The sequence below is a fragment of the Antarctobacter jejuensis genome (assembly GCF_052266595.1).
GTDB lineage: Bacteria > Pseudomonadota > Alphaproteobacteria > Rhodobacterales > Rhodobacteraceae > Antarctobacter > Antarctobacter jejuensis.
Map to the genome: position 1 here is coordinate 62206 of NZ_JBQQXJ010000012.1, position 16083 is coordinate 78288.

The following is a 16083-nucleotide window of genomic DNA, read 5'->3' on the forward strand; positions in this document are numbered from 1 at the left end:
CCAAGCCCCGCCCGGGCGCAAGTCAGTCGATGTTGCGGCCTTCGATGAAAACCGCAAAGAGCGTGGTCAGCAGCGATACCCCGACCATCGTGACAAACCATCCGGTCACGACGTTGTAGACAAGATTGACGACGGAGCGCGGCTCTGGATTCAGCCATGAGGGCAGTTGCAACACCGCGCTCAGCACCACGACGATCACTGCAAGCGCAAGGATCGTGGACTGTTCCTTGGAGGTTGACGCCCAGGCCTCGCCCAGGGTCAGTTTCTGCCCGATGGCCCCGGCAGGAAGGATGATCCCCAGGCGCAAGATGAGGTAGGCCGCCAAGAGAGCCATCGCGAACAACACGAAAAACCCAAGCGCAGGCACCGCGTTGGCCAACATGAACAGGGGAACCCCTGCCGCAATCAAGGCCAGCGAGATGATCAGGCCGATCATGATCGACCGACCGAGATAGCCAAGGATCAGCGACCCGTGCCAGGGCGGCACCGCGCCTTCCTCGAACTCGCCGGTCAGAATGTATCGATGCCACGCGACCGCGATCCACAAGCTGGCAAAAATCGCCAGAATGCCGGTGACCAGAAAAGTCGCCGCGATTTCAAGGCTTACAGGCACACCCCGTACCGGATCCTCGGGCGCGTAAAGCAGAACCAGCACCTGATTCAGCGCCTGCAGCGCATACAGCACCACAGACAACCGAAAGGCGGTCTCCATGTTGTTGATGACCGTCCAGAAGGAATATCGGAATATTTGCCAGCCGCGCATGGCCTGCCTTTCTGCAAATCCTTGATCACAGGGCGTAGCATGCGGACGGTCAAGGTCAACGTCCCTTCCTTGCAGCCCCCCCGAAAACAGGCTAATCCGCCCCGCAAACTGCCCAAAGGGACACATCCATGACCGCGCCCAAGAAAGTTGTCCTCGCCTATTCCGGCGGCCTCGACACTTCGATCATCCTCAAATGGCTGCAGACGGAATACGGCTGCGAAGTGGTGACCTTTACCGCTGACCTCGGCCAGGGCGAAGAACTGGAACCCGCGCGTGAAAAGGCGCGTCTTCTGGGGATCAAGGAAGAGAACATCTACATCGAAGACGTGCGTGAGGAATTCGTGCGCGATTTCGTCTTTCCGATGTTCCGCGCCAATGCGGTCTACGAAGGGCTCTACCTGCTGGGCACCTCCATCGCGCGCCCGCTGATTTCCAAGCGTCTGGTCGAGATCGCCGAGGAAACCGGCGCAGATGCCGTGGCCCATGGCGCCACCGGCAAGGGCAATGACCAGGTGCGGTTCGAACTCAGCGCCGCCGCGCTGAACCCCGATATCAAGGTGATCGCGCCGTGGCGTGAGTGGGACCTGAACTCGCGCACCTCGCTGATCGACTTCGCCGAGAAGAACCAGATCCCGATCGCCAAGGACAAGCGCGGCGAGGCGCCGTTCAGCGTGGACGCGAACCTGCTGCACACCTCGTCCGAAGGCCGCGTGCTGGAAGACCCGGCACAAGAAGCGCCCGAATACGTCCACCTGCGCACCGTGAACCCCGAGGACGCACCCGACACGCCCGAGATTATCGAGGTGAGTTTTGAAAAGGGCGACGCGGTGGCGATCAACGGTGAGGCGATGTCGCCCGCGACGATCCTGACTGCGCTCAATGAATTTGGCCGCAAGCACGGCATCGGGCGTCTCGATTTCGTGGAAAACCGCTTTGTCGGCATGAAGTCCCGCGGCATCTATGAAACCCCCGGCGGCACCATCCTGCTGGAGGCGCATCGCGGCATCGAACAGATCACGCTGGACAGCGGCGCGGGCCACCTCAAGGACTCGCTGATGCCGCGATATGCAGAGCTGATCTACAATGGCTTCTGGTATTCGCCGGAACGCGAAATGCTGCAGGCGGCCATCGACAAGTCGCAGGAACTGGTTTCCGGCACCGTGAAGCTGAAGCTCTACAAAGGCTCCGTGCGCTGCATCGGCCGCTGGTCCGACAACTCGCTTTATTCCGAAGCGCATGTGACCTTCGAGGATGATGCCGGCGCGTACGATCAGAAGGACGCCAAGGGCTTCATCACGCTGAACGCCCTGCGCCTGCGCCTGCTGGCCGCGCGCAAGCGTCGCCTTGGCTGACCAAAAATGACGTTACGCGGCATCGCGTAACGTCATGCTACCCCTGCCCTCCCGTTTTGCGCCATAGAAGTCTGGAACCGGGAGGACAGGATGACACTCGACGAAATCGCCGCGCTGATGCGCAAGGGTCTGGCGCAGAAACCGCTGGACCACAGCCTGTCATTTGACTGCGGTGACGACGGTGCGCTGCGCCTTGACGGCACCACGGTCGAACGCTCTGACGCCCCCACCGATTGCACCATCCGCATTTCGCAGGACAATCTGTCAAAGCTGGTTCAGGGCAAGTTGAACCCGATGACCGCCTTTGCCATGGGCAAGCTCAAGGTGTCGGGGGACATGTCGGTGGCGATGAAACTGGGTCAGCTTCTTTAACCTCCGGGTCGTCCTTGCCGATCTCCTGTTCCGCCTTGTCTGCGAACAGATCTGCTCTTTTGCGCAGGGCTGTCCGGACATTATCCACCCGGGCACGCGCGGCGGCCTTGGGCGAGGTGATCTGACCGGAAAAGGCCGGGCGCGCAGCACGGGCGATGCCCAGCGCATTGGGGGCTTGGACCACACCCTGCGACACCAACCGGCCAATCAGCGCCTGCGCCTGTTCGGCCGGATCCTTCAGCGCCAGTTCCAGCGTCCCGACCGAGATCGGGTTGCCGGCGCGGGCCATGGCCACGGCCCAGACAAAGAGGTTGCGGGGCGCCCGGACCGCCGGAGCGGCCATCGCAAGGCGCGGGAGAGGCGCGGCAACAGCAATCGCGCTGCCTGCCCCGAGGCTGAGAAAGTCACGTCTTTTCATGGGTTTCAAATGGGGATCGGCCAGATCCCGCACATCGGGAAAAGCCCGGCGGTTTCCCACTTGAACGCATTCCTCGCTTTGAAACGCCAGACTTCCTATGATTGAACAAACAGCGGAAAGGCCCGACTTTGACCGCCACCCATGCCGAATTCCTGACTGCGCAAGAGCCCGTCTGGGCCGATGTCCAACGCGAATTGCGTCAGGGTCGGAAGGTCACGCATTGGATCTGGTGGTTCTTTCCACAGTTGGCAGTGCTTGGCCGCTCGCCCCGCGCGCGGCACTTTGGTCTGGCCGGGCTGGATGAGGCCCAAGCCTATTATGCCCACCCGGTTCTGGGACAGCGGTTGCGTGACAGCGCAGAGCTTCTCTTGGCACACGCTAATACGGATCCGGTGGATATCCTTGGCCCGGTGGATGCGCTGAAGGTGCGGTCCTGCATGACCCTGTTCGAGGCCGTGCCCGATGCAGCCCCCTGTTTTTCCCAGGTACTGGACCGCATGTATGACGGTCAGCGGTGCCCGGTGACGACAGCGGTCCTGACCACAAGTACATGACGACCGCGCGGACACCCGGGAATCGGTTTCCGCGCGGTCGACCACCGTACCCAATACGCGGGCACGTCACTGCCGTATAACCATCGGCAGCGCACCGGGCCGGAGTTGGCGACCGCCCCGGTGCTAAGCTCATTGGGCGGTGATGGTCGTCATCACCAGCTCGCCGTCCTGACGGATCGGCCCATCTTCCTTGGCACCAAGGCTGTATTCAAAGATGCCGGTCGTCATGCCTCCGTCCTCGCCGTGGACCATCAGCATGAGCATGTCACCTGCCTTGACCTCTTCGGTCAGGATCGCGGTCACATCCATGTTCTCTCCCTTGCGCAGGGGGGCATGGCCGACGACGGGGCCCGGCTTCATCTCTTCGCCCGTGCGGTGCACAACCAGCCAGCCATTGGCCGGGGCTACAACCTTGGACGCTGATACGGTGCCTTCGGTTACGCTTTGGTCCTTGGCCTCGACCATCGGGGCCATACCGTGGCCACCCGCAAGGGCGGCACCGGCGAAAACACAGAAAGATGCAGTCAAAACACTGAATTTCATAATTTTTCTCCCAGTCTGAAAGTTTGGCGGAAACTGTTCCTTAACCGCCGACTGGTCCTAACCACGATGGAACACCAAGAAAGTTTCCAAAAAGTTCAGATTTTCACGCATCACTCACCTTCGGGTGAGATCGGGCTGTGCCGGATTGCCAGAACGGGCCAAGCCATGCAGCCTGACCCGCAAAGGAGACCCTGCCATGTTCAGATTGACCCATCGCCTGACCGCCATCGCCTTTCTTGCCATTGCCGCCCTGCCCCTTGCCGCGCAACGCGCGCAGGCCGCCGACATCATCGTCGCGGGCGGCTGTTTCTGGTGCGTGGAGGCGGATTTCGAAAAGGTCCGCGGAGTCAGCAAGGCGGTGTCTGGTTACACCGGCGGCAGCACGGCCAGCCCCACCTACAAACAGGTCACGCGCGGCGGCACCGGCCATTACGAGGCGGTCAAGATCACCTTCGATCCCGGCAAGGTTTCTGTCCGGCAGCTGTATGACACCTTCTTCCGGTCCGTCGATCCCACCGATGCGGGTGGACAGTTCTGCGATCGCGGCGAGAGTTATCGCACCGCGATCTTCTATACCGACGGCGCGCAAAAGGCCGCCGCAGAGGCGGCAAAGGCCGAGGCGGAAAAGGTGTTGGGCAAGAAGGTCGTCACCCCGATCCTGCCCGCCAAGGCCTTCTACCTCGCCGAGGGATACCACCAGGATTACTACAAGGGATCAAAGCGCGTCGTGACCCGCTTTGGCGTCGTCAAGCAAAGCGAAGCGTACAAGCGTTACCGCAAAGGATGCGGTCGGGATCAGCGGGTCAAGCAGCTGTGGGGCAGTGCCGCGCCGTTCGTGAACTGACCATTGCGCGGGCCGGGCGTCTTAGGTCATGGCTCGCTGCCAATGATGTCATTCCCACAAAAAGTTTAATTTTGTGTCTTTCTTTGTATGTTTCTGATGGCCGGGTTGTCGCACGACGCGATGGAATGTGACCGGTCAAAAACGAAACATTTGCTGGGAGACAGTGATTATGGCTGTTAATTTTCTTTTTGGTTCTGCCGCCCTCGTAACGATTGCCAATGGTGACGAAACCTTTCTCATGCCGGGGAACAGCATCCGATCTACCGGTGACGCGGTCAACCTGGCAGCGGGAGGACAGCAAACAGAGTTCCACAACTACGGAGATGTTTTTTCAGGAAGTGAGGCTGTCGAGGTCTTCTCGCAATTCAGCCACATCGTGAATTACGGCGTGATACAAGGCCTTTCGGACGGGATCGACATCCAAAGCGCTGTGGCCACCGGCAGTCACCGTATCGTCAACTATGGGACGATCACAGCCGATCAAGAACCCATCGATATCGATGCCTCGGCCGCCTTCGACCTGCTCGTGATGAACGCGGGCAGTATGGTGTCTTTGTCGGAAGCCGCGATCATTTTCGATGATTCTGACATGCGCAATATCCAGGTCTTTAACAGCGGCACCATGAAGGGCGGTGAACTGGGCATGAGTGCCACGGGGTTCGCCACCCTGACGAATACGGGCACGATCATAACTTCGTTTATCGATGCGTTCTCAGGATCGGCTGCGCGGATCACCAACACCGGAGAAATCATTGACAACCTTGGCGATGCTGGCGGAACCGTTCTGCTAACTGGGAACGAATCCGATACGGTCAGCAACTCCGGCACCATCATCGGTAGCGTCGATCTCAATGGGGGCGCAGACCTCTATCGCGGGATTGGAGACGGGTCCGTATCGCTGAGCGTGAATGGCGACGCCGGCAACGACACCCTGTTGGGCGCCTCCGGCAACGATTTTTTCAACGGTGGTTCCGACAATGACCTGCTGGTTGGCCATGACGGGGACGATACGCTGGACGGCGGAGCCGGCGACGACACGGTGTTTGGCGGGAATGGAAACGATGTGTTTGACGGCGGTCTCAACAACGACGTCCTGAACGGCAATGCCGGAGATGACACAATTCTGGGCGATAACGGCAACGATATCCTCGTCGGTCAGGACGGAAGCGACTATCTGGAAGGTGGTGGTGACAATGACACGATGGACGGCGGCAATGGCGACGACATCCTCGAAGGGGGCAGCGGGAATGACATCCTGCGCGGTCGCGCCGGTGAGGACGAATTGGCCGGGGGCCTTGGGTTCGACCTGCTGACCGGCGGCCAGGATGCGGATCTGTTCGTGTTCCGCAGCACTGCGGAAACCGCCGTCGGAGCCCTGCGCGACCAGATCCTCGACTTCGAACAAGGTGAGGACCTGATCGTCGTGGCGGGTCTGTCACCGGGTGTTTTCGAGTTCAGGGGCACGGCGGGTTTTGCCCCGTCAGGAAACCCGGAACTGCGCCTGATCGAAACCGCCTCCGGTTCGACCCTTGTGCTGCTGGACAACAATGGCGACGGAACGCAGGACGCAGAGATCCGCGTCGCCAATGTGACAGGGCTGACAGCAGACGACTTTGTCCTCTGAACCGATGACAACATTCAGCCCCCGGTGACCATTTCGCCGGGGGCTATTGCATTTGAACTCAGCGAAACCGACGATTGGTCGGATCACCGCCCGTCCAGCGGCGGTGCACGCATCATCTCCTGAAACGACCTGACGAATCGCCCCAAACACGCCCCGGCGTGCGACTGTTGGGCATCTGTCAATGGCGGTTTTAAAATTTGCCCGACTTTGACCAGGTGGTTAACAATCTTGTCCGTGTGTATGCGGCCTGTTTAGGCCTGTGAAATTATTGAAAAAACAACTTGAGGAAAGAACAGGGAGCACGCGCCCACCGGGCATAATGAACTCAATCTTTTAAAGGAGTTATACAAATGGCTGATTTTGGCCTGGGAAGTTTTTCAACAACCGCTCGTTCGCTTATCGGTTCTGAAAGCGGCTTTATCGACCGCGACGGCACTCTTTACATCACCGGTGCAGATGCCATCGTTGCGACCACAGGCACCAACTGGGTCAGCAACCACGGCTTTATCTATGCCTATGGTGGTGGCTTTTCGGGTATCGATGCCGACGGCAGTGTGTTCGAACTGCTGAATGGCAAGGACGGCGTGATCGACGCCGAAAACCCGACCGGCGGCACGCTTGACCTGAACCTCTCTACACTGGCGCAGATCGTCAACCACGGCACCATCCATTCTTCGAGCGGGGACGCCATCGACTTTTTGGACAGCGACGGCGCGGCGACCTTCAACCTGATCAATACAGGCCTTATCACCTCCAACGACAACAACACGATTGACGTGGACGTGGGCACCGGGCTTTGGGAAATTTTCAACTCGGGAACCATCGTCGGGACCGACGACGTGGTGGAGTTGACTGCTGACGTTGGCGATACCGGGATAAACTACATCACCAACACCGGCACCATCACGGCCACAACCGGCGATGCAGTCATTTTCTTTGCGGGTGACGCCTCTACGGTGCGGTTCTCCAACTCTGGTGAGATTACCGCCGCGTCCGAGGCGGTGTACACGTCCCGGAACTCCGACGTGATTCTGGACAACAGCGGCCTCTTGGCCACCAACAGCAACTTCCGCGCTGTCGATCTTGACGATGGCAACGACATTTTCAGAAACACCGGTGAAGTCATCGGCGACGTCGATCTGGGCGGTGGCAACGACTTCTTCGACAACAACGGTGGCGTGGTCAACGGCTTCATTGATGGTGAAATCGGCAACGATACCCTCCTGGGTGGCAATAGCTCCGACGACATGGCTGGCGGTGCGGGCGATGACACGGTCATTGGCCGCGGCGGCGATGACCTGCTGGATGGCGACAGTGGCAACGACATCATCCTTGGTGGCGAAGGCAACGATGGCATCGATGGTGGCGTCGATAATGATACGTTGAACGGCAACGGCGGCGATGACACCATCCTCGGCGGCAGCGGCAACGATATCCTCGTCGGTCAGGACGGCAGCGACGAACTTGAGGGTGGTTCCGGCAACGATACCATGGACGGTGGCAACGGGGACGATGTCCTCGAAGGCGACGAAGACAACGACATCCTGCGCGGCCGCGCCGGTGAGGATGAGCTGGCCGGGGGTCTTGGCTTTGATCTGCTGACAGGTGGTCAGGATGCAGATCTGTTCGTGTTCCGCAGCACGGCGGAAACCGCTGTTGGCGCCCTGCGTGATCAGATTCTCGATTTCGAACAGGGTCTTGACCTGATCGTCGTGGCGGGCCTGTCGCCGGGTGTGTTCGAGTTCAGGGGCACGGCGGGTTTTGCCCCCTCCGGCAACCCGGAACTGCGCCTGATCGAAACGGCCACCGGGTCGACCATCGTGCAACTGGATTCCAACGGGGACGGCGCGGCCGATTCTGAAATTCGTGTGGCCAACGTGACCGGTCTGACGGCGGACGATTTCGTCCTGTAATCCCGTTTGACCCTATTTAGCCCCCGGCGAGCCCATCGCCGGGGGTTTTTTGTTTTCGAACGCTTGAGTCACGGCTTCTTGGACCCCCGCAATAGGCCCGTTTGTCTCGGCCATACTCCGCCTATGCGTGTAACGCTCTCAACATTCTGCCCCGAATCTGCTATTCTGATTGCGGCGGCGCGAGACTGTATTTTCAACGCGTGACCCGCATTTGATGACTGTTTTTTTCACGCGTCTCGGCTGCCGAGCGAACGCTAACCTTTTTTCAGAAGGAATTTCCAAATGGCGAGTTTTGTACTCACAGGCTTCTCCAGCGCTGCGCGCACGTTGGTCGGAAACGAAACCGGCTTTCTCACCAACCACGATGCCGAACTTGTGGTCACCGGCGCGGATGCCCTCGTCTCCAGTGGCGCCTTTGTCAACTATCTCACAGTAAATGGCACCCTTGCGGCGAATTCGCCCGGAAACCACCGCGCGGTCGAGGCCGTCGGCGGCGGTATTGAAATGATCGTCGGACCGTCCGGCTTTGTCTCTTCATCCAACGGCGACACGATCCTTGCGACCATCACCAGCCGGGCCTATGTGCAGAACACGGGCACGATCATGTCCGGCGAAGACGCCGTTCAACTTGCCGATTCCGACGGCAATGCGGATATCGACGTAATCAACAGCGGAATCATTCAGGCGTTTTCGGACGCCGTGGTTGTCGACGGCGGAACCGGCTTCACCCGGATCGTCAACTCGGGCGACATCGTTGCGCTCAACGGATATGGGATCTACGCCAACTGGCAATCCGGCTCGACCGGGAATTCATTCCTGCATAACACCGGCACGATCACAGGCGGGGCGGGCAGCTACACTGCCTCCTCCGGAACCGGAGCCAACAACATCTACAATGCCGGTGTCATGAACGGGAACATCTATCTCGACGATGGCAATGATCGGTATGAGGGCGGAGGCGGTTCTGTCGTCGGCCGGGTCTACGGTGACCAGGACAACGATACCCTCTCCGGTGGTGCGCTCTACGACGAACTCGACGGCGGCAGCGGAGATGATCTGTTGGTGGGTCGTGGTGGCGACGACTACCTGTTCGGCGGCGCGGACGAAGACATGCTGCTGGGCGGTGAAGGCAATGACGAGATGGACGGCGGATCCGGCAACGATACGATGAATGGCAATGCCGGCGATGACACCATCATCGGCGGATCCGGCAATGACATTCTTGTTGGTCAGGACGGCAGCGACCTTCTGGAAGGCGGCAGCAACAATGACACGATGGATGGCGGCAACGGCGATGACATTCTCGAAGGCGAAAGCGGAAATGACATCCTGCGCGGCCGCGCGGGCGAAGATGATCTTGCCGGCGGCCTGGGCTTTGACCTGCTGACCGGCGGTCAGGACGCGGACAACTTTGTCTTTCGCAGCACGGCAGAAACCGTGGTCGGCGCCAACCGCGACCAGATCCTCGATTTCGAACAGGGCGTTGACCTGATCGTGGTTGCGGGCCTGTCGCCGGGTGTCTTCGAATTCCGCGGCACCGGTGGTTTTGCCCCCTCCGGCAACCCGGAACTGCGTTTGGTCGAAACCGCCACCGGGTCGACCATCGTGCAACTGGATGCCAATGGCGACGGCGCAGCGGATGCAGAGATCCGCGTCGCCAATGTCACCGGCCTGACGGCGGACGATTTCGTGCTGTAACGCCGTTCAGCCCGCAAAATCCTGCACGTCGCGCAGGTCCGGGATCACGTCTGCGGTCCCTTCCCGCGTGACCATGATCGCGCCGGCGATCATTGCCTGCCCGATGGCCTGCGCCATGGGCAGGCCCCGGTCCAGCCCGGCAAGTACGTAACCAGTGAACGTGTCCCCGGCCCCGGTCGTATCGACCGGGGTCACCGGTACGGCGTCAAAGCTTTGCACCTCACCGGTATCGGTGTTGTACCAGCGCGCGCCCTCCCCGCCCAGGGTCACGATCACGTCGCGCACCGGCAGATCCTGCGGGCCTTTACCGGTTGCCGCCTGCAACTGCTCGGCCTCGACCTCGTTCAGGAACAACAGATCCAGCAGGGGCAGAACCTCCTGCACCGCCTCTGCATCAAAGGGCGCCGCCGCATAGGCGATCCGCATCCCCTTGGCCGATGCCATCTCGGCCCCGGTGCGTTGGGCGTTGGTTTCGTTCTGGGTGAGAAAGATGTCGCTGGCCTGCGCGTCATTCAGAGCGGTGCGCAGTTGCTCTTCGTCGATCGCGTGGTTGGCGCCGGGATAGAGGATGATGTTGTTCTCACCGGCATCATCAATGGCGATCAGCGCATTGCCGGTGTCGGCGGAGACGGTCGAAATATACTGTGTATACACGCCGTATTCCATCAACCGCTGAACGGTCCAGCCACCGTCACCACCAACGGCCCCGATATGAACGCAGCGCGCGGCGGCCCGGGCGGCAGCGACCGACATGTTGGCCCCCTTCCCGCCCAGCCCGCGATGAAAACTGCGCGCGGCAAGCGTCTCTCCCGGGCCCGGCAGATGCGGCACCCGGTAAAAGAGATCGATGTTGATGGAGCCGAGGTTGAAGATCGTCATGCCTGTCTCCTGTCTGTCTGGCCCCTGCACCGTCAGCCGATTTTGTTCGCCGCCAGAACCGCCATGTTCAGGATGTCATTGGCGGTCGATGACGTCGAACAGATCTGGATCGGCTGGTCGACACCGGACAGGATCGGGCCGATCACCGTGGCGCCCGCCATCTCCTGCATCAGCTTGACGGAAATCGAGGCCGAGTGCCGCGCGGGCACAACAAGGATATTGGCCGGGCCGGTCAGACGCTGGAACGGGTAAAGCTCCTGCGCCTTGACGTTCAGCGCAACGTCCACGGTCATTTCACCCTCGTATTCAAAGTTCACGCCGCGCCGGTCCAGCACGCGGGGGGCCTGATGCATCTTTTCGGCGCGTTCAGACACCGGATAGCCGAAGGTTGAGAAGGACACGAAGGCCACGCGCGGCTCCAGCCCCAGATGCCGCGCGACACCGGCGGCCCGTTCGGCGATATTGGCAAGATCCTCTTCATCGGGCCATTCATGCACCAGCGTATCGGTGATGAGCACGATCCGCCCCTTTTGCAACAACGCGGTCACACCCACCGCACCATGCGCGGCATCGGCGTCAAAGACGTGGTTGATAAGTTGCAGCACATGCGCCGATTTCCGCGTCGCCCCGGTAACCAGACCGTCACCATGCCCGTGCGCCAGCATCAGCGCGGCAAAGACATGCCGGTCGCGCGCGGCCAGCCGGTGAATGTCCTGCCGGTCCATACCCCGGCGCTGCAGACGCTCGTACAGGAAGTCCTTGTAGGCATCGAGATGCCGGGTGTTGGCGGCGTTCACCACCTCCAACTCGCGCACCGCGTCGGCAAGACCCGCCTGTTCCAGCTTTTCCTTCACGTCGGAATCGCGGCCAACGACCATTGCCTTGCCAAGGCCCGATCGCTGATACATCACCGCCGCGCGCAACACGCGCGGATCATCGCCCTCGGCAAAGATCATCCGCGCCTGTGCCGCCCGCGCCCGTGCGTTGATCGACCGCAGGATCGAGGCGGTCGGGTCCATCCGGCCCTGAAGCCGGTGCTCATAGGCCTCCATATCGACGATGGGACGGCGCGCGGCACCGGTTTCCATCCCCGCCTTGGCAACGGCCGGCGGAATCCGGTGGATCAGCCGCGGGTCAAACGGCGTGGGAATGATGTAGTCCCGGCCAAAGGTCAGCGACTTGCCATAGGCCAACGCCACCTCGTCCGGCACATCCTCCCGTGCGAGATCGGCCAGCGCCTGCGCACAAGCGATCTTCATCTCATCGTTGATGGCGCGGGCATGAATGTCCAGCGCGCCGCGGAACAGATAGGGAAAGCCGAGGACGTTGTTGACCTGGTTCGGGTAATCGCTGCGTCCCGTGGCGACGATGGCATCCACCCGCACCTCATGCGCCTCTTCCGGGGTGATTTCCGGATCGGGGTTGGCCATGGCAAAGATCACCGGGTTGTCAGCCATGCTGGCGACCATGTCCTGCGTCACCGCCCCCTTGGCCGAAACGCCAAGGAACACATCCGCACCCACCATCGCATCCTCAAGCGAGCGTGCCTCCGTCACCACCGCATGGGCCGATTTCCACTGGTTCATGCCCTCGGTACGGCCTTGGTAGATCACGCCCTTGGTGTCGCACATGATGCAGTTTTCGTGCCGCGCGCCCATCGACTTGATCAGTTCCAGACAGGCGATCCCGGCGGCCCCGGCCCCGTTCAGGACAATCTTGCAGTCCTCGATCTTCTTGCCAGAGATGTGCAGCGCGTTGATCAGACCGGCGGCACAGATCACCGCCGTGCCGTGCTGGTCATCGTGGAAGACGGGAATATCCATCTCTTCCTTGAGCCGCTGCTCGATGATGAAACACTCGGGCGCCTTGATGTCTTCCAGGTTGATGCCGCCAAAAGTCGGCCCCATCAGCTTGACCGCCTGGCAGAACGCGTCGGGGTCTTCGGTGTCCAGCTCGATATCGATGCTGTTCACATCGGCAAAGCGTTTGAACAGGACAGATTTGCCCTCCATCACCGGTTTCGACCCCAGCGCGCCAAGGTTGCCCAGCCCCAGCACGGCGGTCCCGTTCGAGATCACGGCCACAAGGTTGCCCTTGTTGGTATAGTCATAGGCCAGTTCGGGGTTCGCGGCGATATCCTCGCACGGCACGGCCACGCCCGGGGAATAGGCAAGGCTGAGATCGCGTTGTGTCGTCATCGGGACGGTGGCCTGCACCTCCCATTTGCCCGGCGTCGGTTCAAGGTGAAAGGCCAGAGCCTCTTCACGGGTGAATCTGCGTTTGGACATGTCCCCTCCATCCGGCCGTTTTGCGGTTTTCCCCGCGGATTGCTCACCTTATTGTCACGCGAAACCGCCGGGGGGAAGCTACGTGAGCGCTAACAAAGCGGGAAAGACGACAGCCAAGGATAACGCCGTCACGCCGATGATGGCGCAGTACCTTGAGATCAAGGCACAGTACCCCGATGCGTTGCTGTTCTATCGCATGGGTGACTTCTATGAGTTGTTCTTCGATGACGCGGTCGCGGCCAGCGCGGCGCTGGATATTGCGCTGACCAAACGCGGCAAACACGCGGGCGATGACATTCCCATGTGCGGCGTGCCGGTGCATGCGGCAGAGGGCTATTTGCTGACGCTGATCCGCAAGGGATTTCGCGTGGCAGTGGGCGAACAGTTGGAAAGCCCGGAAGAAGCCAAGAAACGCGGCTATAAATCCGTGGTCAAGCGAGACGTCGTGCGGCTAGTGACACCCGGCACCCTGACCGAAGAATCGCTGCTGGAGGCGCGGCGGCACAACTTCCTCGCCGCGCTGGGCTGTGTTCGGGATGACTGGGCACTTGCCTGGACCGATATCTCGACCGGCGCGTTTCACGTCATGCCGCTTGGCCGGGCCCGCATCGGCGCGGAACTGGCGCGGCTGGCCCCGTCCGAGGTTCTGGCCTCTGACGGTGTCGAAGAGACGCTTCGCGAGGTGCTGGGCGAGTTGGGGATTGAACCCACGGTGCTGGGCGCGGCCTCTTTCGATTCCGGTGCGGCAGAGGGCCGGCTTTGCGACCTGTTCAAAGTTCAGACCTTGTCCGGCTTCGGGACCTTCGGGCGGGCGGAGCTGTCGGCCATGGGGGCCCTCGTCGATTACCTCGATATCACGCAGAAGGGGCGGTTGCCCCTGTTGCGTCCGCCGCGTCAGGAACAGGTATCGCGTATCCTGCAGATCGACGCCGCGACGCGCCGCAATCTCGAACTGACCTCCAGCCTGCAGGGCGGGCGCGCCGGATCGCTGCTGTCGGTCATCGACATGACGGTGACCTCGGCCGGCGCCCGGTTGTTGGAACGGCGGGTGTCTTCGCCCTCGCGCGATCTGACCGTGATCCGCGAACGGCTGGAGGCGGTGCGCTGGGGGGTCGAGGGGTCCATGTCGGACACCATGCGGGACGCCTTGCGCCGGGTGCCGGATGTGGATCGCGCCCTGTCCCGGCTGGGTCTGGATCGCGGCGGACCGCGCGATCTGGCCGCTGTGCGGTCGGCGCTGGAACAGGCAGAGGTGCTGGCGCAGAGGCTGTCCGGGTTGGACCTGCCGGATCTGTTGCAACGATCTTTGACCGCGTTGACCGGGCAGGAGGAATTGCTGGCGCTGCTGGAAACCGCCTTGATCGCGGAACCGGGGCTGCGGGTCTCGGACGGCGGGTTTGTCGCCCCCGGATATGACGCCGCTCTGGACGAGGCCCGGACCCTGCGGGATGAGGGGCGCGGGGTCATCGCTCGTATGCAAGGTGAATACAGTACGGATACAGGCATCGGGTCTCTTAAGATCAAGCATAACAACGTGCTGGGTTATTTCATCGAAGTGACAGCCGTTCACGCGGACAAGATGCACGCGCTGTCCGAACGATTCATCCACCGCCAGACCACCGCCAACCAGGTGCGCTTCACCACGGTAGAGCTTTCGGAACTCGAACGCCGCATCCTGAACGCAGGGAATGAGGCGCTGGAAATCGAGCGGCGCATTTTTGACGGTCTGAGAGGCGCGGTTCTGGACGCCGCGCCGGTGCTCTCCGATCTGGCGCTCGCGTTGGCGGAATTCGATCTGGCGCTGGGACTGGCGGAACTGGCCCGGCAACGCGATTGGTGCCTGCCGCAGGTGGACGACAGCCGCGCTTTCGAGGTGGTCGCCGGGCGTCATCCGGTGGTGGAGGCCGCGCTGAGCACCAGCGGGACGCCGTTCATCGCCAACGACTGCCGATTGAACGCCGAAGGGCAGGGGGCAGCGGTCACCCTGCTGACCGGCCCGAACATGGCCGGTAAGTCGACCTACCTGCGCCAGAACGCGCTGATCGCCCTGCTGGCGCAGATGGGATCCTATGTGCCTGCGCAATCCGCGCATGTGGGACTGGTCAGCCAGATTTTCAGCCGCGTGGGCGCGAGTGACGATCTGGCGCGCGGGCGGTCGACCTTCATGGTGGAAATGGTGGAAACCGCCGCGATCCTCAATCAGGCCGACGAACGCGCGCTGGTGATCCTTGACGAGATCGGGCGCGGCACGGCCACCTATGACGGGTTGTCCATCGCCTGGGCCACGCTGGAGCATTTGCAGGCTGTCAATCGCGTTCGCGGGCTGTTTGCCACGCATTACCATGAACTAACTGCCCTGGCCGGCAAGCTGGATGGCGTCCGGAACGCCACTGTCGCTGTCAAGGAATGGGACGGTGAGGTGATCTTTCTGCACGAGGTCCACGATGGTGCGGCGGATCGGTCCTATGGCGTGCAGGTTGCCCAACTGGCAGGTCTGCCCGCGCCGGTGATCGCGCGGGCCCGCGACGTGCTGGAAGCCTTGGAAAAGGGTGAACGCGAACGCACCAGTCCCAAGGCGCTGATCGACGATCTGCCGCTCTTTTCCGCCGCGGCCCGTATGCCGGAACCGCCGGTTTCCCGTGAAACATCGGCGGTAGAGGAAAAGCTGCGCGATCTCATGCCGGATGAGCTGTCACCACGCGACGCCCTGCAGGCGCTGTATGACCTCAAGGCGCTGCTGGCACCGGACTGACGGTTGGCAAATGCCCCGCAAAGAAAAACGGCCTCCCATGGGGGAAGCCGTTGGAAATCAGGGCAGGGTGGGCGTCCGTGCCC

Annotated in this window: 13 protein-coding genes; 8 read left to right on the forward strand and 5 right to left on the reverse strand. The window is 61.4% G+C overall.

The genetic code is table 11. The annotated features are described in order from the left end of the window. Positions 1 to 22: 22 nt before the first annotated feature. A complete protein-coding gene (locus ACTXGA_RS17000) occupies positions 23 to 763 on the reverse strand; it encodes a hypothetical protein (RefSeq protein ID WP_443395706.1) in 741 nt (246 codons plus the stop codon). A gap of 128 nt (positions 764 to 891) precedes the next feature. Between ACTXGA_RS17000 and ACTXGA_RS17005 the strand changes: the two genes are divergently transcribed. Together ACTXGA_RS17005 and ACTXGA_RS17010 are read left to right on the forward strand one after the other, a co-directional pair. Further along, positions 892 to 2115, forward strand: coding sequence for an argininosuccinate synthase (locus ACTXGA_RS17005; protein ID WP_443395708.1), 1224 nt, complete (start codon positions 892 to 894; stop codon positions 2113 to 2115). A gap of 90 nt (positions 2116 to 2205) precedes the next feature. Continuing rightward, positions 2206 to 2487 carry an SCP2 sterol-binding domain-containing protein gene (locus tag ACTXGA_RS17010; protein ID WP_443395710.1) on the forward strand — a complete coding sequence of 94 codons (282 nt, stop codon included), beginning with the start codon at positions 2206 to 2208 and terminating at the stop codon, positions 2485 to 2487. On the opposite strand, the gene ACTXGA_RS17015 is transcribed toward ACTXGA_RS17010, so the two are convergent. Then, positions 2435 to 2905, reverse strand: coding sequence for a hypothetical protein (locus ACTXGA_RS17015; RefSeq protein ID WP_443395712.1), 471 nt, complete (start codon positions 2903 to 2905; stop codon positions 2435 to 2437). The genes ACTXGA_RS17010 and ACTXGA_RS17015 overlap by 53 nt on opposite strands. A gap of 128 nt (positions 2906 to 3033) precedes the next feature. Between ACTXGA_RS17015 and ACTXGA_RS17020 the strand changes: the two genes are divergently transcribed. Then, positions 3034 to 3459: a DUF1810 domain-containing protein gene (locus tag ACTXGA_RS17020; RefSeq protein ID WP_443395714.1), complete on the forward strand. Its 426-nt coding sequence runs from the start codon at positions 3034 to 3036 to the stop codon at positions 3457 to 3459. Positions 3460 to 3588: 129 nt separating this feature from the next. Here ACTXGA_RS17020 and ACTXGA_RS17025 read toward each other — a convergent pair whose 3' ends face one another. Continuing rightward, entirely contained in the window at positions 3589 to 4002 is a 414-nt protein-coding gene (locus ACTXGA_RS17025; protein WP_443395716.1) for a DUF7282 domain-containing protein, read from the reverse strand. A 196-nt stretch (positions 4003 to 4198) separates the two neighbouring features. Between ACTXGA_RS17025 and msrA the strand changes: the two genes are divergently transcribed. The 4 genes from msrA (at position 4199) to ACTXGA_RS17045 (ending at position 10081) form a co-directional block, all read left to right on the forward strand. Then, positions 4199 to 4846, forward strand: a complete 648-nt coding sequence (gene msrA, locus ACTXGA_RS17030) for a peptide-methionine (S)-S-oxide reductase MsrA (protein WP_443395718.1) — start codon at positions 4199 to 4201, stop codon at positions 4844 to 4846. A 169-nt stretch (positions 4847 to 5015) separates the two neighbouring features. Further along, positions 5016 to 6470, forward strand: coding sequence for a calcium-binding protein (locus ACTXGA_RS17035; protein ID WP_443395720.1), 1455 nt, complete (start codon positions 5016 to 5018; stop codon positions 6468 to 6470). Positions 6471 to 6820: 350 nt separating this feature from the next. Further along, a complete protein-coding gene (locus ACTXGA_RS17040) occupies positions 6821 to 8383 on the forward strand; it encodes a calcium-binding protein (protein ID WP_443395722.1) in 1563 nt (520 codons plus the stop codon). 282 nt (positions 8384 to 8665) lie between these two features. Beyond that, positions 8666 to 10081 (forward strand): calcium-binding protein, encoded by a 1416-nt coding sequence (locus ACTXGA_RS17045; RefSeq protein WP_443395724.1) that lies wholly within the window; start codon positions 8666 to 8668, stop codon positions 10079 to 10081. A 6-nt stretch (positions 10082 to 10087) separates the two neighbouring features. Here ACTXGA_RS17045 and ACTXGA_RS17050 read toward each other — a convergent pair whose 3' ends face one another. Together ACTXGA_RS17050 and ACTXGA_RS17055 are read right to left on the reverse strand one after the other, a co-directional pair. Further along, positions 10088 to 10960, reverse strand: coding sequence for a ribokinase (locus ACTXGA_RS17050; RefSeq protein WP_443395726.1), 873 nt, complete (start codon positions 10958 to 10960; stop codon positions 10088 to 10090). A gap of 32 nt (positions 10961 to 10992) precedes the next feature. Beyond that, entirely contained in the window at positions 10993 to 13248 is a 2256-nt protein-coding gene (locus ACTXGA_RS17055; RefSeq protein WP_443395728.1) for an NADP-dependent malic enzyme, read from the reverse strand. A gap of 136 nt (positions 13249 to 13384) precedes the next feature. Here ACTXGA_RS17055 and mutS point away from each other — a divergent pair, with 136 nt between their 5' ends. After that, positions 13385 to 16000, forward strand: a complete 2616-nt coding sequence (gene mutS, locus ACTXGA_RS17060; protein WP_443395883.1) for a DNA mismatch repair protein MutS — start codon at positions 13385 to 13387, stop codon at positions 15998 to 16000. The last annotated feature ends 83 nt before the right edge of the window (positions 16001 to 16083 follow it).